18 protein-coding genes are annotated in these 18,954 nt (G+C 42.1%); 10 read left to right on the forward strand and 8 right to left on the reverse strand.

Translation table 11 applies throughout. The features are described from left to right. Positions 1-7 precede the first annotated feature (7 nt). Positions 8-1,369 carry a histidine--tRNA ligase gene (gene hisS / locus AS141_RS18660; protein ID WP_057939219.1) on the reverse strand — a complete coding sequence of 454 codons (1,362 nt, stop codon included), beginning with the start codon at positions 1,367-1,369 and terminating at the stop codon, positions 8-10. A 166-nt stretch (positions 1,370-1,535) separates the two neighbouring features. Between hisS and AS141_RS26910 the strand changes: the two genes are divergently transcribed. After that, positions 1,536-1,679 carry a hypothetical protein gene (locus tag AS141_RS26910; protein ID WP_170857096.1) on the forward strand — a complete coding sequence of 48 codons (144 nt, stop codon included), beginning with the start codon at positions 1,536-1,538 and terminating at the stop codon, positions 1,677-1,679. 262 nt (positions 1,680-1,941) lie between these two features. On the opposite strand, the gene AS141_RS18665 is transcribed toward AS141_RS26910, so the two are convergent. After that, a complete protein-coding gene (locus AS141_RS18665; RefSeq protein WP_057939220.1) occupies positions 1,942-2,451 on the reverse strand; it encodes a metallophosphoesterase family protein in 510 nt (169 codons plus the stop codon). Positions 2,452-2,520: 69 nt separating this feature from the next. Here AS141_RS18665 and AS141_RS18670 point away from each other — a divergent pair, with 69 nt between their 5' ends. From AS141_RS18670 to AS141_RS18680, 3 genes are all read left to right on the forward strand, one after another. Then, the gene (locus AS141_RS18670) at positions 2,521-2,925 is read left to right on the forward strand and encodes a rhodanese-like domain-containing protein (RefSeq protein ID WP_157243532.1); all 405 of its coding nucleotides are present in this window, start codon (positions 2,521-2,523) and stop codon (positions 2,923-2,925) included. Next, the gene (locus AS141_RS18675; protein ID WP_198293584.1) at positions 2,916-4,286 is read left to right on the forward strand and encodes an NAD-dependent succinate-semialdehyde dehydrogenase; all 1,371 of its coding nucleotides are present in this window, start codon (positions 2,916-2,918) and stop codon (positions 4,284-4,286) included. The genes AS141_RS18670 and AS141_RS18675 overlap by 10 nt, the downstream gene beginning before the upstream one ends. An 83-nt stretch (positions 4,287-4,369) precedes the next feature. Then, positions 4,370-5,350, forward strand: coding sequence for a pyruvate dehydrogenase complex E1 component subunit beta (locus tag AS141_RS18680; RefSeq protein ID WP_057939222.1), 981 nt, complete (start codon positions 4,370-4,372; stop codon positions 5,348-5,350). A 362-nt stretch (positions 5,351-5,712) separates the two neighbouring features. On the opposite strand, the gene AS141_RS18685 is transcribed toward AS141_RS18680, so the two are convergent. Further along, positions 5,713-8,229, reverse strand: a complete 2,517-nt coding sequence (locus AS141_RS18685) for a TonB-dependent receptor domain-containing protein (RefSeq protein WP_057939223.1) — start codon at positions 8,227-8,229, stop codon at positions 5,713-5,715. A gap of 334 nt (positions 8,230-8,563) precedes the next feature. Here AS141_RS18685 and AS141_RS18690 point away from each other — a divergent pair, with 334 nt between their 5' ends. Together AS141_RS18690 and AS141_RS18695 are read left to right on the forward strand one after the other, a co-directional pair. Beyond that, on the forward strand, positions 8,564-9,637 hold the full coding sequence (locus tag AS141_RS18690; RefSeq protein WP_057939224.1) for a sensor histidine kinase: 1,074 nt from the start codon (positions 8,564-8,566) through the stop codon (positions 9,635-9,637). Beyond that, on the forward strand, positions 9,634-10,377 hold the full coding sequence (locus AS141_RS18695) for a LytR/AlgR family response regulator transcription factor (protein ID WP_057939225.1): 744 nt from the start codon (positions 9,634-9,636) through the stop codon (positions 10,375-10,377). The genes AS141_RS18690 and AS141_RS18695 overlap by 4 nt, the downstream gene beginning before the upstream one ends. A 4-nt stretch (positions 10,378-10,381) precedes the next feature. Here the strand turns inward: AS141_RS18695 and AS141_RS18700 are convergent, their stop codons facing one another. From AS141_RS18700 to ffh, 4 genes are all read right to left on the reverse strand, one after another. Beyond that, on the reverse strand, positions 10,382-10,795 hold the full coding sequence (locus AS141_RS18700) for a type II toxin-antitoxin system VapC family toxin (RefSeq protein ID WP_057939226.1): 414 nt from the start codon (positions 10,793-10,795) through the stop codon (positions 10,382-10,384). Beyond that, positions 10,792-11,040, reverse strand: coding sequence for a DUF6364 family protein (locus tag AS141_RS18705; protein ID WP_057939227.1), 249 nt, complete (start codon positions 11,038-11,040; stop codon positions 10,792-10,794). Before AS141_RS18705 ends, AS141_RS18700 begins: the two co-directional genes overlap by 4 nt. 260 nt (positions 11,041-11,300) lie before the next feature. Further along, positions 11,301-11,780, reverse strand: a complete 480-nt coding sequence (locus tag AS141_RS18710; RefSeq protein ID WP_057939228.1) for a hypothetical protein — start codon at positions 11,778-11,780, stop codon at positions 11,301-11,303. A 235-nt stretch (positions 11,781-12,015) separates the two neighbouring features. Next, complete coding sequence (gene ffh, locus AS141_RS18715; protein ID WP_057939229.1) at positions 12,016-13,356, reverse strand: signal recognition particle protein; 1,341 nt, start codon at positions 13,354-13,356, stop codon at positions 12,016-12,018. Between the two features lie 249 nt (positions 13,357-13,605). Here ffh and AS141_RS18720 point away from each other — a divergent pair, with 249 nt between their 5' ends. From AS141_RS18720 to AS141_RS18735, 4 genes are all read left to right on the forward strand, one after another. Further along, a complete protein-coding gene (locus AS141_RS18720) occupies positions 13,606-16,017 on the forward strand; it encodes a YfhO family protein (protein WP_057939230.1) in 2,412 nt (803 codons plus the stop codon). Beyond that, entirely contained in the window at positions 16,004-16,723 is a 720-nt protein-coding gene (locus tag AS141_RS18725) for a class I SAM-dependent methyltransferase (RefSeq protein WP_057939231.1), read from the forward strand. Before AS141_RS18720 ends, AS141_RS18725 begins: the two co-directional genes overlap by 14 nt. Positions 16,724-16,802: 79 nt before the next feature. Continuing rightward, entirely contained in the window at positions 16,803-17,333 is a 531-nt protein-coding gene (locus AS141_RS18730; protein WP_057939232.1) for an FKBP-type peptidyl-prolyl cis-trans isomerase, read from the forward strand. 89 nt (positions 17,334-17,422) lie between these two features. Continuing rightward, positions 17,423-17,833 carry a c-type cytochrome gene (locus AS141_RS18735; RefSeq protein WP_232424962.1) on the forward strand — a complete coding sequence of 137 codons (411 nt, stop codon included), beginning with the start codon at positions 17,423-17,425 and terminating at the stop codon, positions 17,831-17,833. On the opposite strand, the gene AS141_RS18740 is transcribed toward AS141_RS18735, so the two are convergent. After that, positions 17,830-18,954: an App1 family protein gene (locus tag AS141_RS18740; RefSeq protein ID WP_232424963.1), complete on the reverse strand. Its 1,125-nt coding sequence runs from the start codon at positions 18,952-18,954 to the stop codon at positions 17,830-17,832. The genes AS141_RS18735 and AS141_RS18740 overlap by 4 nt on opposite strands.

Below are 18,954 nucleotides of genomic sequence, written 5' to 3' on the forward strand. Positions count from 1 at the left end.
TTCAAATTTACTTTAATCGCGCTATTACTTCTTCCAAACTTAATGATTCTTGCTCTCCTGTTTCCAGATTTTTCAAGGCAATTTTATTTGCTACGATTTCAGCATCCCCGCATATTCCTACAAATGGAATTACTTTCTTCGAAGCAAAATCAAGTTGCTTTTTCATTTTGGACAGCTCTGGATAAAGCTCTGCCTTGATTCCGGCTGCCCTGAATTCCTTTAATAAGCCCAGTGCATACACAAAAGCCTTTTGATCAAAGTGCGCTAAGAGAACTTTCGTGCTCTGCACACTATCTTGAGGAAACAAATTGAGTTCTTCCAACACATCATACAATCGGTCTACTCCAAACGAGAACCCAACTCCAGACATTCCCGAAAGCCCGAATACTCCGGTAAGATTATCGTATCGACCACCTCCACTGACGGATCCGATTGAGACATGGTTTACTTTTACTTCGAATATCGCTCCTGTATAATAAGAAAGTCCACGCGCCAACATGATATCCAACTCTACAAAATCCAGATTTTCCCCCATATCAGCCAAGATCCGAAACACCTCTTCCAATTCGTTTACTCCCTGAAGCCCAATTTCACTGTGAGCCAAAAAATCTTTAAGGAATGCCAACTTGCCGACTTGATCAGCTTCCAATTTCACTAGCGGAGCCAATTTCTCTATAGAACCAGCAGCGAAACCGCGCTCAACTAATTCTTCCTTGACCTTTTCCCAACCAATCTTATCCAGCTTATCTATCGCCACGCAAAGCGGACCTTCTTTGCCAGCTTCACCTATTGCCTCAGAAATCCCTGTCAGCACTTTCCGGTTGTTCAGTTTGATGCAGTAATCGTTTAGTTTCAACTGCTTGAAAACAGATCTAATCATCAGGATTATCTCTGCCTCGCAAAGCAAACTATCTGTCCCTACCACGTCTGCGTCACACTGATAAAATTCCCTATACCTTCCTTTCTGTGGCCTATCTGCACGCCACACAGGCTGTATCTGAAAGCGTTTGAATGGAAAAGTCAGCTCATTTCTATTCATCACTACAAAACGAGCAAAAGGAACTGTCAGATCATAACGTAAGCCTTTCTCGGAAACCTTCGTCAGTGTTTGTTTGTAGCCATGCTGTAAATCATTTTCAGTGACATTTTTTAAATAGTCTCCACTATTTAAAATCTTAAACAGCAGCTGATCTCCTTCATCACCGTATTTCCCGGTTAAAGTGCTGAGGTTCTCCATAGCCGGAGTCTCGATCTGATTATAGCCAAAAAGTTGAAAAGTTCCTTTTATTGTATTTAGGATATAATTTCTTCTGGCCATCTGGATAGTCCCAAAATCCCGGGTTCCTTTTGGCAGACTTGGCTTTTGCATAGCTTGTTTTTTGGTGATTAGCTGCCAAATTTATTCAAAAAAAAGGAAATGCTCCCTGATATCGGGAAAGTCCAGCAATTAAATCCCAAAATAATTTAGGCTTAAAAGAAATGTTTATTTACTTTTGCGACTCGTTTCGAAACAATACTATTAAAAATATACGACCATGGCAGTTACTACACTGAAGAGAAAACTTAAAAGAAAAAGACAATCTCAGACCACACGTGTGATTAAGATCAAGCAATTGTCTGCTCAGCCTGTAATCAGAAACGTGGACGTTGAAGAGCTGAAGAAGTCTTTCGCGAAATAATTTTTATTTCTGCAAAAACATTGAAGGCGGTCATATTGATCGCCTTTTTTCGTTTCAAGTCTCCTATGCACAGAGTTCGATAGGGTAATACAGCTTAAGACTTTCCCTATACTTTGATTTTCAATGAAATAGACAAAAAAAAAAAAAAAAAAAACACGGCAGAGGAGTCCGATACGAAGACTGCAGTTAAGGCTGCATCTATTAAACTTACTACTGAGGCCGCTAACTGAGACTACTTCTCACCTTTCCCCACTCACAATTTTCACAAAACCTTGCCTCTTTTCCCCAACTCCACCACGCTGAGATTTCTTAGTTGTCCGGCTTCCAATTCGAAAAGCAGCATAGTCCGTATCACATGAAACCCACTTTGTCCTATAGCTCCAGGATTCATGTAGAGACAATTCGCAGTCTTATCAAATTCCACTTTGCAAATATGGGAATGACCACAGATAAAAAGGTCAGGGGCTGACTCCTTGATTTTGGATTTGATCCCTTTGGCATAGCGGGGAGGTTTGCCCCCGATGTGTGTCATCAGTACCTTCACTCCTTCGAGCGTAAACTCCTGCCACTCCGGATAAGCCTGCTGCATCTGCATATCATCAATATTCCCATAAACTGCCCGGATGGGTTTGCCAATAGGCAAATCTTCCATTACCGCAAAACTCCCGATATCACCTGCATGCCAAATCTCATCAACTTCTTCCAAATAGGCGAGTGTTTTGTGATCTATATAACTATGGGAATCCGAAATGAGGGCGATCTTGGTAGGCATTTAAACTTAATCTTGCTAAATTTTCATTTCAATATGAACCATGTACCGTTCAGATCAAACTTCAAAACCATGAAACTTCAAAAAATTATATTTCTGATCATTGCTCTCTTTCTGGTTAAGATTGACTTTATCCAGGCCCAAACTTCTGAAGCAAAAACAATTAGTGTGACAGAATTTGAAGAATTAGCAAAAAACAAAGGTGCCGTTAGGATACTGGATGTCCGAACTCCAGAGGAAATGTCAGAGGGGTATGTGCCTAATGCCAAAAACATAGACTTCAAAAACGATAATTTCGAAAAGGAAATCTCTAAACTAGATAAAAACAGGACCTATCTTCTTTATTGCAAAACCGGAATTAGGGCCGCAAATGCAGCCGCAAAAATGAAAGCTGCCGGATTCATGTACATTTATTCCTTAGATGGCGGAATTGACGCTTGGAAAGAAGCTGGAAAACCCATAGAAAAATGGCAGTAATCAAATCAATCAATCCTTATTCGGGAGAATTACTTAAAGAATTCAACTCACTTTCTGAAGAAGATATTGAGAAAAAACTAAGCGTTGGCACAGTCGCATTTTCCAGTTGGAAAGAAATTGATTTTGCCAAAAGGGCAGAACTGATGAACAATGCTGCGACAGTATTGAAAGAAAACAGGGAAAAATACGCCAGGATCATTTCCCTTGAAATGGGAAAAATACGCAGAGAATCCCTAGCGGAGGTGGACAAGTGCGCTTTGGTGTGCCGGTATTATGCGGAAAAATCTGAAAAACTCCTCAAAGATGAGCCCGTCGACTTGCCGAATGGTAAAAAAGCCAAAGTTATCCATCAGCCACTTGGAATCATTTTGGCTGTTATGCCCTGGAATTTTCCCTTTTGGCAGGTATTTCGTTTTGCCGCTCCGACGTTGATGGCCGGAAATGTAGGCGTTTTAAAACACGCATCCAATGTGCCGCAATGTTCATTGGCCATTGAAGAGGTATTTATTGAAGCGGGATTTCCCGAAGGCATTTTTCAAAGTCTCCTGATTGATTCGGAAACCACAACCAAACTGATAGAAGATCAACGTATCAAAGCTGTCACTCTTACCGGAAGTGAAAAAGCCGGCTCATCTGTAGCTTCGGCAGCAGGAAAACATATCAAAAAATCACTGCTGGAACTGGGCGGAAGTGATCCATTCATCGTGTTGAAGGATGCAGATATTAAGAAAGCCGCGGAAACAGCCGTGAAAGCCAGAATGATAAATTTTGGTCAAAGCTGCATTGCTGCCAAGCGATTTATTGTCGTAGAAGAGATTTACGAGAAGTTCTTAACACTTTTTGCAGAGAATTTCAAAAGCCTAAAGCAAGGAGATCCTATGGAGGAAGGCTCTGATTTTGCCTGCATGGCAAGACCTGACTTGGCAGAGGATCTCTACAATCAGGTGAGCAAATCTCTAAAATCGGGAGCGACGCTTATCTGCGGGGGAGAGAAGCCCGAAAAGGATTCTGCTCTCTTTTCTCCTACTATTCTTGCAGACGTTCCGACTACCGCTCCAGCCTATTACGAAGAGCTATTTGGTCCTGTAGCTACTATCTTCAAGGTAAAAAATGAAGAAGATGCCATTGCACTCGCCAATGATTCGGAATTTGGACTAGGCGCCTCCATTTGGTGTGAGGACATAGAAAAAGCATCCGGACTTGCAGGTAAAATCGAAAGCGGCGCGGTATTTATCAATGCAATGGTAGCGTCCGATCCGCACCTGCCTTTTGGAGGGATAAAAAAATCCGGTTACGGGAGAGAATTGGGCAGATACGGGATTTTAGAGTTTGTTAATTCAAAAACAGTGTATTTGGGTTAATCAATTAGGCATTAAGCATTCTTAATTTTTGGTTTTGGTCAATTCCTTTCTATTTTTACGAGCCAAAATTTTGTCATAAACTAATGAGAGAAATACAGTTTCGAGAAGCCCTAAGAGAGGCAATGTCTGAAGAAATGAGACGTGATAAAGACGTTTTTCTGATGGGCGAGGAAGTTGCTGAATATAACGGAGCATACAAAGTATCCCAAGGAATGCTGGATGAATTCGGTCCAGAGCGGATTTATGACACACCGATTTCCGAGCTTGGATTTTCAGGATTAGCTGTAGGTGCGGCGATGAACGGCTTAAAGCCGATTATCGAGTTCATGACTTTCAACTTCTCACTGGTAGCAATAGATCAGATTATCAACTCCGCTGCAAAAATGCTAGCCATGTCCGGCGGGGCCTACAGCGTGCCGGCAGTATTCAGAGGACCTACAGGCAATGCAGGCCAATTGGGTGCTACCCACTCATCGAATTTCGAAAACTGGTTTGCAAATACCCCAGGCTTGAAAGTGATCGTCCCTTCGAATCCTTACGATGCAAAAGGTCTATTAAAAGCCGCCATCCGGGATCCCGATCCGGTGATCTTTATGGAATCTGAAGTAATGTATTCTGACAAGGGCGAAGTACCTGAGGGAGAATATCTTCTTCCTATAGGTGTAGCTGAAGTCAAGAGAAAAGGAAAAGATGTTACTGTCATTTCCTTTGGAAAAGTGATGAAAGTTGCATTGGAAGCTGCTGAAGAAATGGCAAAGGAAGGCATAGAAGCTGAAGTAATTGATCTTCGGACAGTGCGACCGATCGATTACGCTACCTGTCTGGATTCGATAAAGAAGACCAATCGTGTAGTGATCGTTGAGGAAGCCAACCCAATCGCAGGTATATCATCAGAATTGACTTATCACTTCCAGAGATATGCTTTTGACTACCTGGACTCTCCTGTGATACGGGTGAATTCCATGGATATTCCTTTGAGCTACTCTCCAACTTACATTGAGGCTACTTTGCCTAATGTGAAGCGAACCGTAGAAGCGATCAAAAAAGTGTGCTACAAAGAGTAGACGTACTGAAATCCTAAAAAAGCCCGACTTCATCAGAAAATGGAAGCCGGGCTTTTTTTTGTAGTAAGTATTTAGACACAGGATAGTATTGACTTCAAGACCTGAAAAAGAGCGAGATTCATGACATTAGGATCAAGAGCCAAATTTCAGGTTCACAAGTCACTAGGCTTGAGTCAAAATTGATATATTTTCTAAATTCAGACCGACTCCCTATGCACAGGCGTTATCAATGAATCAAAAGAAATACCTGCGTTCTCCTACCGAAAACGTTAGCGTCCCCTGCGGTAAAAACAAAAAAAGCCCGCCTTCATCTGAAAGCGGGTTTTTTCTCTTGTAACCCAATCTACTATTTACTTTCTTAATTACTTGTTCTGCTGCATTTCGACTCCACCACCTTCACTTCCGCCTTCTTTCAGGTCATCGTTATTTATTGATTTCTTCCTTCTAGGCTTCTGATCCATGCTTAGCTTGCCTATTCTGTAGCTGAAGTTGATTTTGAAGTTCATGTTTCTCATGATGTTCGTGCTATTCTGAACAATTGTAGGAGTGACGATCTCATTTTTCATCTTAAATTCCTTGGTCAGGAAGTTATCCGCTCCAAAACCAATGGTTCCTCTTTTCTCATCAAACTGTTTATTGATTCCCATCCCATACATGTAGAACCCTCCAGAAGTACCCTGTAACTGAACCTGACGTCCCCTGGCAAATGTAAATGCCTGTATCTGCCAATCTCTAGGGAGTGTGTAGTTACCGAAAAGTCGTCCGCTGACCACAAAACCTTCATTAGATGCTGCGAAAGCCGGGTCGGAAAGCCCATTATCAAGCAAAGCATAATAGGCATCCACACTAGCATTCAAAGAGAATTTATTGTTGATACTTATATTGGTAAAGATGTTTGTACCAAAAGCTCTTTCATGACCTATATTGTCGTATCCAGTGTAGATCACGCCATCATCTTCTACCGTTCTTACCGCCTGGATAGATCCTGTGGTGTTTCTAAAGAAACCGCTGAAACTAACCATAGTACTTTTGAAGAAGGTGCTGTAACCCAACTCATAGTTGTCAGTGAGTTCAGGATCCAGTTCTGGATTACCCTGAGAAATCTGAAGCGGGTTAGAAGCATCAATGTTTGGATTCAGGAATCGAAGTGAAGGACGTGAGATTCTTCTGTTATATGAACCTTTGATCATATTGCCGTTGGCAAGCTTTCTACTCAGATTCAAACTTGGGACAATAGTACCATAAGAGGGGATATCTACAGCAGAAGATTCAGTTCTAAAATCAGCATTGATCGTGGTGTATTCGTATCGGATACCTGGCTTGATCGTGTAATTTTTGAACAAAGTTGTGGTATAAGACACATACCCAGCTGTTACATTCTGATCGTAGTTAAAATCATTGCTCAAATCCGGATTTGGGTCTTCTACATATTCTCCATCAGCCCCCTCTGCTTGGAAATAGGCAAAATCAGAATACGCCTTTCTCAAAATATTTTTAGCACCATATTCTAGTATAGATTTCCCCTCTTTTCCTAGTGGCTCCACCAGGTCCAACTGAATGGTAAACTCTTCATTTCTACTTGGATTGTCATTTTTCAGCCTGGAATCAATGGTAGACAGATCCTCTTCGAAAAGTGTATTCACAAAGGAGTTCTCCCCATTGTTACGGCTATACAACGTCAGCAGAGAAATTTCTTTGCCTTTCTTCTCAAACGTTTTGGTATAGTTCAGGCTGATATCTACAGAATTAGAATTGTCCTTAGTATCCGTTTCTCGTAGAGCCACACGGGTCAAATCTCCATCGAGGTAATTTTCGGTTAAGAAATTCTCTTGGAAGTTATTCCTATTTCTGATCCCGAAATTCACAGCTGCATTCAAGAAATTGTACTCATCTATTTCATAGTCTACTCCAAAATTATATCTCCCAAAAAGATGTGTGCTTTTGGTATCTGCCATCTGAAGAACAGTAGAAGTAGTCCCATCCAGATTGGTAGTCACCTGCTTATTTTCGAAGCTCCCGTTGATATTATAACCAGCTCTACCAAATCCTCCCAAGGTAAACCCAAACTTGCCCTTTCTGGCACTCGCGTTCAATCCAAAATCCGATCCTCTAAGGCCTGCACCTGTACGGATATTCGCAGACATACCTTGCAGGTTATTCTTTTTGGTCACGATATTGATCACGCCTGAAGTACCTTCAGCATCGTATTTTGCAGAGGGAGAAGTAATTACTTCCACAGATTTAATTTCATCTGCAGGAATCTGCTTCAACGCATCGGTAATGCTGCTGGCAGCAATAGCGGAAGGTCTGTTATCAATCAACACCGTGATATTGCTGCTTCCTCTCATAGAGACGTTTCCGTCTAGGTCCACAGATAGCATCGGTACTCTTCTAAGCACATCCGTACCGTCACCGCCAGCCGTGGTCTTATCATTTTCCGCTTTGTAGATCGTACGGTCTACCCGTTCCTCGATCAAATCACGCTGTCCCTGAACCGTTACTTCTTCCAGCGCCAGACCTTCGTCAGTCATCTCTATTTCTCCAATATTCACATCCCCGGTCTTGGATGCTACTTGGATACCAGTGATTGTTTTGGTTTCAAAACCCAAAAAACTTAGCTTCAAATCATAGGTTCCAGGGTCCATACCCGTGATAAAAAACATACCATCTCCATCAGCAACTGCCCCTGCCACATTTGTCTCGCTTCCGGATACATACAAAGCTGCGGTAGCGTAGGCGACAGGCTCCCCGGTTTTAAGATCCTTTGCTATACCGACAATTTTAGCTGGAGTGGACTCCTTTCCAGAAGACTGCTGGGCTACCACGCCATTGGTAGTAAGTAGGAGAATAACTGCTAGGATGTTGAATAATTTTTTCATTTGTTGTAGATAGTTACTTTTTTGGGTCGGTGATTCGGTAGTGCCTTTTAGTTATTTAAGTCATTGCCAGTACACCCGGGAAGCCTGTCATGCAGGACTTGTGCTATTTGATACCCCAAAGCAACAGGGTTTGTTTCGCAGTTTTTCCGTAAATAGACGGTTGGGGCAGTTTCATCGACAAACACCCTATTTTATCGGATCAAAACCTCCATTTAAACTCTGAGTCATTTTATCAGCCAGTTTGTACTTTTGGTAGTCACAATCAACGGATTCGCAGATTTAATTTTATATAAAGGAGTGCTTTGCGTTAGTTTGGATACTGAAAATCAGATTTATGATCAATCTAAGTCCCAAAAGGAGAGTTTCTATTCTTGTACATATTCTGGGCTGGACTATGCTCAGCACAGTGCTTTTACTACTTTCACCTCTTTCCTGGCGGGTTGACATTCCTGTAGAATTCTGGGTGCGTCAAGTATTCATGGCCATACTTCTGCTCTGCATATTCTATATCAACATGCTATGGTTTGTGCCTAAGGTTTTGCTGGAAGGAAAGCATGCTATATACCTTTTGACCATAATTCTTGGGGGAGTGCTTTTTGTGGGCGTTCTTATTTATGCAGAAAGTTTCCTGAATTTGCCGGAACTGATGCATAGGGCTTTTAATCCAGACGAACCCTATGTTCCTAAGCCCCGAAGGTCTTCAGGTGATATATTCAATATTATGCTGTACCTATTGACCATAGGGATCAGTACATCTGTGGCGTCAGTGCAAAAATGGCAAAAAGATGAATCGCTCAGAAGAGAACTGGATCAGCAACGGATTAATACTGAGCTTTCTTACCTAAAGGCCCAAATCAATCCCCACTTCTTTTTTAATACGCTAAATAATATCTATGCCCTGACTAATCTAGATGTGAAAAAAGCCCAGGAAGCTCTTTTGAAACTCTCCCGAATGATGCGCTATGTATTGTATGAAAATCAGAAAAATGAAACTTTACTCAGCCGGGAAGTTAGTTTTATCAACGATTACATAGAACTGATGAAAATGAGGCTGACCGAAAAAGTCACGCTAAATATCTCCATCGACGAACCAAAAGATGATCTGGTGATTGCCCCCATGCTTTTGCTCCCATTTATGGAGAATACGTTCAAACATGGAGTAAGCAGCCAGCAGCAAAGCGAAATTATGATTAAATTGGAAATCATGGGCACAACACTCTTTTTCGAAACTCGTAACCATATTTTTCCGGTACATTCTGAAAGTCCAGAAGCAAAGGAAAATGGCATTGGACTAGTAAATACCCAGAGAAGACTGAGCCTTCTCTATCCAAACAAACACCGCCTGAAACTTGGCAAAGACGAATCCAAAGAAGAGTATTGGGTGAACCTTACGATAAATCTCGAATGAAACTCAACTGCGTAGCCATAGACGATGAACCTCTTGCACTGGAATTACTCAGTAAATTCATCGAGCAAACTTCTTTTTTGAATCTGATCGGCAAGTTTTCCAATGCAATTGAAGCTTTGGGATTCATCAATCAAAACGAAGTACAACTTGCTTTTATGGATATTCAGATGCCTGATTTGTCAGGGATGGAGCTGGCCCGGGTACTGGATGGGAAGAAAAACTCTGACAAAACAAGGATTATTTTTGCGACTGCCTACCATCAATTTGCCATTGAAGGATATAAGGTGGAAGCACTAGACTATCTCCTTAAACCGTACAGCTACGAGGAATTCTTGAATGCCGCTACGAAAGCATTTTCCTATTTCGAGAAACAACCCCAAGCTAAATATGAATCTTCAACTGTTGATTCCTCCACACCCGAGTACATTTTTCTCAAAGTGGAATACCAGCTCGTCAAAGTAATGCTGAAGGACGTTGCTTATGTAGAAGCTTACAAGGACTATGTAAAAGTTCATTTGTTATCGAAACCCAACCCATTGCTTTCTCTCACAAGTTTGAAAAGCATGGAGGAACTGCTCCCATCCGACAAGTTTATGCGGGTTCATCGCTCATATATTGTGGCTTTGGACCACATCGACTCGGTATCCAAAAATGTGATCCAACTAGGCAAAAACCATATTACAGTAAGCGATAACTACAAGGATGTATTCTTGGAGTTTATGAGCAGATGGATGAACTAAGTGATCAATAAACGCTGCTTAAATATTCTTCAGCTGTCATCACTGACAAAATCGATTTCTTATAATCTTTTCCATTTCGAGTAATAATGATGGAGCAATTCGCTTGCAAGGCTGTATAATATTGAACAGCATCTTCAAAATTCTTAAATCCAGAATTCAATCCTTTTTCAATTATCTCTTCATCCACAGCACATACCTCACATAGAATTTTAAACATTCTAAGTTTCTTTAAAACTGAATCTGAGGTTTCATACTTGCTTAAAACGTAATCTATTGTGGTAAATGAAAGCGGGGAAACAATTATTTTAATTCTCTTCTGATCTGCTAACGTCACAACCTTAGCAACTGCATCATAAAAAGGGACTCTTTCCCCCAGCAAATCCAAAATGACATTGGTATCCAAAAAAATTCTACTCATCTGTATTTCTGATCCAAATAGTCAGCACGATCCTTTTTATAGTCGTAATCAGCAGGAATTTTTACCCCTGAAGAAAGACTTTTTACAAAGGGAGATATTTCGAGTTCCTCAGCTGGTTGGGTTGAAGTCAATGAATTAAGGTAATTCTCAATCAGTCGAGACAAGCTCATCTTCTTCATAGATGCATAGCGTTTAGCTTTTTCAATTACCTCCTGATCAAGCTTTAAGGTGAGTTTAGTGTCCATACCATTTTATTTATACGTGCAAATATAATTGTTTTGTACGTAAACACCTTAAGCCAGGTTTCCAGTCTTTTTACAACGTCTTCTACTTATTATTGACCCCACATGATCCAGGTCAGCAAAACCAGGTCAGCGTCAGTGACCACAATAAGGAATCTATTCTTGGAATTTATGAGTAGATGGATGTATTAATCTGAACATCACAAAAGCAAAAGGCTGTTTCCCGGATTCGAAAACAACCTTTTCCCCTAATTACGATCTGATCAATCAACCCTCACATAAGGTAAGCTAACCATGCATGCCGCATTAAATGGACAAATGTAAATAAGCTCGGAATAATCTTCTGCAATGGCATATTCATTACTTAAACCAGTTCCCTGGCTAAGAGTCAACTCTTCTTTTGGCATATAGTTAATGTCAGCAATTCCCATATGAAACGACTCATTATAGGAGATAGTGACTTTCCCATCTGCAACAGAATAAGTACCGGAAAAATATTCCCTAAAACCTAAAATCTCTTCCGATCCAATTTCGGTGGTATAACTTTCACCACGCACAGTACCGTCAGATTTGAACTCCAATAGATCCACAAAATTAAACATGGCCTCGCCCCACCCCATATTTCCTTCAGAGGTACGCTCATAAGTTCCTTCTATCCTCAGATTCGGAGAGGGATCTGCCACGTCTTTGCAACTAAAAATCGTAATAGCTAATACGATAAATGGGAATAGTTTTTTTTTCATAGTTAAGGGACTGAAAGTGAACTTACCGTATGATTAGTTTTATAAAAACAGATTCTTAACCCTTACGTCTTGCTGCTATAAAACGCTACAAGCGAGGTTATTTCTCTAAAAAAACATGGAATCGACTCTGCTTAACCTAACCACAAAACCGGCATAGCTTTTATTTCCTCTGTATTAACTTCCGTGGCCACTGTGGTACAAAGAAAAACCCGATCACTCGACCGGGTTTTTCTTTTTATCTTCTTCCTTTTCCCTGTGGAAGCATCTTACTCATGGCTGCTTTAGCTCCGCCCATTTTGTTCATTTGCTTCATCATCTTACGCATATCAGCAAACTGCTTCATCAGATTATTTACCTCCACGATCGTTCTACCAGATCCGGCAGCAAGTCTCTTTCTTCTACTTCCATCGATCAGGTCTGGATGCTCCCGCTCTGCCGGAGTCATAGAACGGATGATAGCCTCGATCGGCTTGAAGGAATCATCATCTATATCCAAGCCTTTCATTGCCTTGCCCATCCCGGGGATCATTCCCAGCAAATCTTTGATATTGCCCATCTTCTTCACCTGCTCCAGCTGAGAGAGGAAATCATCAAAATTGAAATTATTGGAGCGGATTTTAGAATTTATACGCTTGGCTTCATCCTCATCAAAGGACTGCTGAGCTCTCTCCACCAAGGAAATCACATCACCCATTCCAAGGATCCGCTGTGCCATACGATCCGGGTGGAACACATCCAGATCCTCCATTTTCTCTCCGGTAGAAATAAACTTAATCGGTTTATTTACCACGTGTCGAATGGAAATCGCAGCACCACCCCGCGTGTCCCCGTCGAGTTTGGTCAGCACCACTCCGTCAAAATTCAATCGCTCATCAAAGGTCTTGGCCGTATTCACTGCATCCTGACCAGTCATGGAATCGACTACAAAAAGCGTCTCTGAAGGATTTAAGGCTTTTTTCAACGCCTCGATCTCATTCATCATCACATCATCAACAGCCAGACGGCCAGCTGTATCGACTATTACTGTTTTCTTGCCCGTTTTTTTCGCATAAGCAATCGCATTGCCGGCGATCTCTAAGGCATTTTTATTCTCAGGCTCAGCATATACTTCTACACCGATCTGCTCACCCAATACTTTCAGCTGATCAATCGCCGCAGGTCGATAAATATCACAGGCCACCAGCAATACTTGGCGTCCCTGCTTTTTCAGATGCGCCCCCAGCTTTCCTGTGAAAGTGGTTTTACCGGACCCCTGAAGGCCGGAGATCAAGACTATCGAAGGATCGCCTGAAATTTTGATATCCTCCTTTTTACCCCCCATAAGCTTGGTCAGCTCTTCTTGGGTGATTTTGATCAATAGCTGACCAGGCGAAACAGCAATCAGTACATCCCGGCCTAAGGCCTCAGTTTTGATCGTATCGGTGACTTCTTTGGCTACTTTATAGTTTACATCCGCATCGATCAACGCTCTTCTGATCTCTTTGACGGTCGTTGCGACGTTTATTTCGGTGATTGTTCCGGTTCCTTTCAGCGTTTTGAAAGCCCGGTCTAATTTTAAACTTAAATTATCAAACATTCCTTGTATGGCTATTTGCTGCAAAAGTAATGATTTTCATCAGTGATAGAAAGTAGTCTGTCAAGTGTTTATAATTGTTTTTCAGTGGTCACATGAAATCTTGCAAGGTAAATCATTCCACTGTGCGCCGTTCTTCGTCATGCTTGATTTGATCTAGTACAGCGACTCTCGTCCTATTTTTGTAGATGGGGTTTCCCCATAAATCCCTAATTTGCACCAGCATAAATTTTCCAAAGAAAACTTATTTTCATGCAGCTGAATTTCCAAAAAGACGTACTTCCCCATCTGGTGGGAATCGCAATTTTCTATGCTATTGTAGTGGTGTACTTCGCACCTGTGGTACTACAGGATCAGGTGATCATGCAAGGCGATATTCTAAAATGGGAAGGCTCCGCCAAAGAAGCAATAGATTATCGCGCAGCTACGGGCGAGGAAGCTTTATGGACCAACAGTGTTTTTGGAGGAATGCCTGCCTACTTTGTCAGTTTGGAGTTTGCCGGTGACATTACCACATTTTTATTGTCTCTCATCACATTAGGCCTTCCACATCCTGTGAACAGTCTTTTTCTCGGAATGGTCGCTATGTATGCCTTGATGCTGACCTTTGGAGTCAGGCCGGTATTTGCGATCATTTCCAGCATTGCATTTTCGATGAGCTCGTATAATCTTTTAAGTCTGGCAGCTGGACACAATGCCAAAATTTGGGCCGTTAGTCTGATACCGATGATTTTTCTCGGAATCCACTTGGCATTCCAAAAGAAAAAATTACTCGGTGCGGGAATACTTGCGCTTGGTCTTCTCCTACAATTGAAGTTTAACCACGTTCAGATCACCTATTATACCCTGATTATTTCGGTGATCTATGTCATAGTTCGGCTTGTTTTTGACTGGAAAAAAGAAGGATTCTCCGAACTGGCAAAAACGATTGCTTTCCTAGCCTTAGGGGCCACCCTAGCTGTGGGGGGAAATATAGGAAGAATAGCAACAGCCATGGAATACGCCCCTTATTCTACCCGTGGCAAAGCAACATTGGAATCTGCATCTGCAGGATTGGACAGGGATTATGCATTTTCCTGGTCCAATGGCAAACTGGAAACCCTGACATTTTTGGTTCCCAACTTCTACGGCGGCGGAAGTAGCACTCCACTCGGTGAAAACACCGAATCAGAAAAAGCACTCCGAAGCAATGGCCTGGACCCTGCTCAGATCAATGGATTCCTCCAGGGAGCTCCTACCTATTGGGGAGATCAGCCCTTCACCGGAGGCCCGATTTATGGAGGAGTAATTTTGGTTTTCCTTGCATTCATCGGAATCTGGGCTGCTCCAAAGGAAAGTCTTTATACGTTTGGGGTGATCATAATTCTTTCGTTAATGCTGTCGTGGGGAAAAAACCTGAGCTGGTTTAACTACCTTCTTTTCGATATTCTTCCAGGGTATAATAAATTCCGGGCAGTTTCCATGGCTTTGGGAATGACTCTCTTTGCGGTTCCTGCTTTGGCAGGTATTTCTTTAGAGAGGCTTTACAGGAGTAAAGATTTCAAACCACTCTACATCTCCGCTGCTTCAGTTGGGGGTATTTTGCTTTTATTAGCTATAGGGGCTGGAATATTCAGATTTGAAGGAGCAGCTGATTCGGGTTTGCCTGATTGGTTGGTAAATGCCCTTCGTCAAGACCGTGAATCCATGCTCTCGGCAAGTGCATGGAGAAGCCTGGCTCTTGTAGCGGCAGCTTTTGCATTAATATACTTTGCACTGAAAAACAAAATCTCGGACATGGTCTTGGGACTTGGCATTTTTGCTTTGGTCACAATAGATCTATGGACTGTAAATAAGCACTACCTCAATGACAGCTCCTTCCAAGGGAACCCGAGCAGAACCTATTTCGCTGAAACTCCTGCATATCAGGAAATCGCCAAAGACAGTGGTTATTTTAGGGTGTTGGATCTTACAGAAGGTCTTACATCTACCGGAAAGTCGCCCTACAGATTCCACAGCTTAGGTGGTTATCATGGCGCCAAAATGCGCAGATATCAGGATTTGTTGGACAATCGGTTAAGTTTTGAACTGAATGACTTTGTCACCAAAGCGAAGGAAGGAAATTTTGACTTTGCAGGTATACCGACGATTAACATGATGAATACCAAATACATCATCGCCGGAACTGCTGCAAACGCGGTGTTTGAAAATCCGGAGGCAAACGGACCTGCTTGGGTTCCTTCGCAGCTAGTGCCTGTAGGAACAAATCAAGAAGAAATGGATGAGCTGGGAAGAATTGACACCAAAAACCAAGCGACTTTAAACACAGCTGAATTCGGTGAGATAAGCGCCGGAAGCGGCCAGATCACCCATACTTCATACGCCCCAAATGAATTGAAATATCAAGCTCAGATGAACCAGGAAGGACTTGTTGTTTTTTCGGAAATCTATTATCCTCAGGGATGGACAGCAACAATCGACGGTAAGGAAACTGAAATATTAAGAACGAATTACCTACTTCGCGGCTTGATTGTTCCCGCAGGAACTCACGAGATTGTTTTCAAGTTTGAACCAAAAAGTTACACTGCCACCAAAACACCGATGATCATATTCCAATACCTAATTGTATTGTCTTTGATCGGCGGAATAGTTTTTACGATCAAGGACAAGAATGAAAGAGGATAAGGACAAAGTCGTCAGTTTTTACGACCAGTTTGCCGAGAAGCAGGAAAGGACCGGAATAAACTCCCTGCACTTAAATATCCTGGACAAGGTGAAGGGTGCGGGTTTGAATGCAAATAACAGCATTTTGGAAATAGGTTGCGGGATTGGGACAGTTAGCCATTTGCTCGCCAATCAAGTGAAACAAGGAGATGTTCTTGCTGTTGACATTTCTACTGAGAGTATAGAAAAAGCAAAAGTACTTTGGAAGGATCAGACCAATCTTAAATTCGAAGTTTCGGATATGTCTGACTTTGAAAAGCCCGGAAAAACCTTTGACTTCTTTGTGTTTCCTGATGTATTGGAGCACATTCCGGTGGATCAGCATCATCTTCTTTTCCGGAATATCTACAAGCATTCACATCAGGATTCAGTGATTTTCATCCACATCCCAGCTCCCAGATATTTGCAGTGGATGATAGAAAATGAGCCACAGAAACTACAGGTAATCGACCAGCCGTTAGACTCAGGAGATCTCATTAAAAGCATTACCTCTAATGGTTTTTATCTGGAAAAAATGGAAACCTACCCGGTCTTCTTCGAAGAAAAAGATTATCAATACTTCGTGTTCAGAGCTTCCAAACCCCTGTTCAAATCCACACAAAGAAGCAAATGGGAGGTTTTGAAGGAGCGAATTAGCATCCGATTAAGACACGGAATCATCTCATAAGCACATGGAATCAAACTGCCTAAAGAAAGCAGACAGGCATGAGATTCGTTATGGCTTCTGAAAGACAAATTATAAACATATGAAAATTGCAGAAAACACAGTCGTCGGACTCACATACGAACTAAAGGTAAGCAAAGAGGCAGATGAAATAGAATCAGCTCCATTCAGTGTGGAAATCCGTGACTCAGAAGATCCGTTTTATTTCCTTTTCGGAGCAAGTGACCTCCCGGAGAAATTCGAAGAATTACTACTCGGCAAAGAGCAAGGAGAGGAGTTCTCCTTTGTGATTCCAGTGGCGCAAGCATATGGAGAAATCGATGAAGATTTAATTGTGAATCTTCCAAAATCACAGTTTTCCGATGAAAATGGCTTCAATCCAGAAATGCTGCAAGAGGGGAATTTTCTCCCGCTTATGGACGAAGATGGTTATCCTATGCAGGCAAAAATACTAAAGGATCTAGGGGAAGAAATCCTGCTGGATTTTAACCATCCACTGGTAGGCTTTGACCTCCATTTTGATGGAAATATCCAAGAAGTACGGGAAGCTTCTGCCGATGAGTTGGCACATGGGCATGTTCATGGCGCACACGGAGCGCATGACGAGGAATAACAAGCTGTAACTAGCAGTAAGAGGTAAGAAGCCGTACTTCTTACCTCTTACCGGCTATAACCGAAATCTCCCCTTTTAATACTTCAGAATTGAGAAGGACGCTTATCTTCATTTTAAGCACTTTTGTAGCTTGCACACATAAAACTTCGGAGCAGCGTGTTGACTCTTCTCTGGAAAAGGAACAAGCCTACATACGGGCTATTGAAGGGGAGGATGAACACCTGGATAGTGAAACCATCAAAAGAGGTGAGGTTTTGATCTCTTACTCAGACTGTGCAGAATGCCACAAATCTGATAAAAAAGCAAAAGGACCGGCATTTCAAGACATCGCAAAAAGGTATCCCATCAAGCAAGTATACATAGATCTACTTGCTCAAAAGGTAAAATCCGGAAGCAGGGGATCTTGGGGAAGCCCGATCATGCCACCGCATCCCCGGATTACCGATGAAGATGCCAAGGCAATGGTGAGTTATATACTTTCTTTGGAAATTCAGCCTTAGGCCTGTTCATCTTCCACTTTTTCATGTGCAATATCCGCCAAATCCTCTTCCATTATCCATCCTTTGCCAATTGCATAGCGAGAAGCTTCCAGCGTAGTCTCCACCAAAAGCATTTTTACCCCCAGTTCATTTAATTCCTCACTTATCTGCTTCACTGACGCATGTCGCGAAGCATGTACATCACGTATAAAAACAATCAATATCCTTCCGGGAAACTCCTTCACAACCTGTAGATAAATTGCGGGATCTTCCTGTCCGCTATCTCCTATCAGTATAAAGGGAAGAAGGGAATAAGTGGAAAGAATCTGGCGGATTTGCGCCAGCTTATGCTCAGAATGACTCCCTGAGATCAACTCTGTCCGCGACAGACCAATATCCCGGAGCATCAATGGTCCTTTGGGAATATGGTGGATCTGAAGGAGTTCATTGAGAAAATCGTACAAATTCCAGGGACTGCTGGAAACGTAAAAAAAAGGGTTGCTTTCTACGCCATCCGTGCCTTTTTGCAATGCCTTATAGAAAGCTGCAACACCAGGAAATGGCACTCTTGTATGTGCATTTTTGGCAAAAGTGGTTTTCAGCATCTCGGTCATACGCATTGCTCCTGTAGGGATTATTGTGTCATCTATATCTGAGATGATACCATAATCTAAATTCCCTACGGGAAGAAAAACATATCCAATAGCGGTGACTTCCCCTTGGTTTCTGATCACCTGATCGATTAATGCCAACTTGATCTGTTGCCAGCGTGCCAGAATTTGGATGTCCTTCTTCGGGTGAATTTTAAATTCAAAATAACCTTCCTCGTCAGTTTTCACGACATATTCCTTGTCCAGGAATTGTGCCTTCACCTGAACGCCTGGAATCACCACACTCATAAATCTCCTACGCATTCTGCCTATATTTCTCCAGATGCTATCTTCAGGAGTTGATTCGCCAATCCTATTGTCCCGGATCACTCTTCCTACCAGTAGAATTTCCTTCTCATTACCAAATCCTTCAAATGGAACTATTAAAAGAGATTTTACCAAGCCCAATTTGATCCAGAGCCATAACGTCAACTTGTTAACAGCCAGTTTGAGCTCGTAGAGAATTGTTAGTGGTATATTTCTTTTTTCCAC

It is taken from the genome of Algoriphagus resistens (genome assembly GCF_001442615.1).
GTDB classification, from domain to species: domain Bacteria; phylum Bacteroidota; class Bacteroidia; order Cytophagales; family Cyclobacteriaceae; genus Algoriphagus; species Algoriphagus resistens.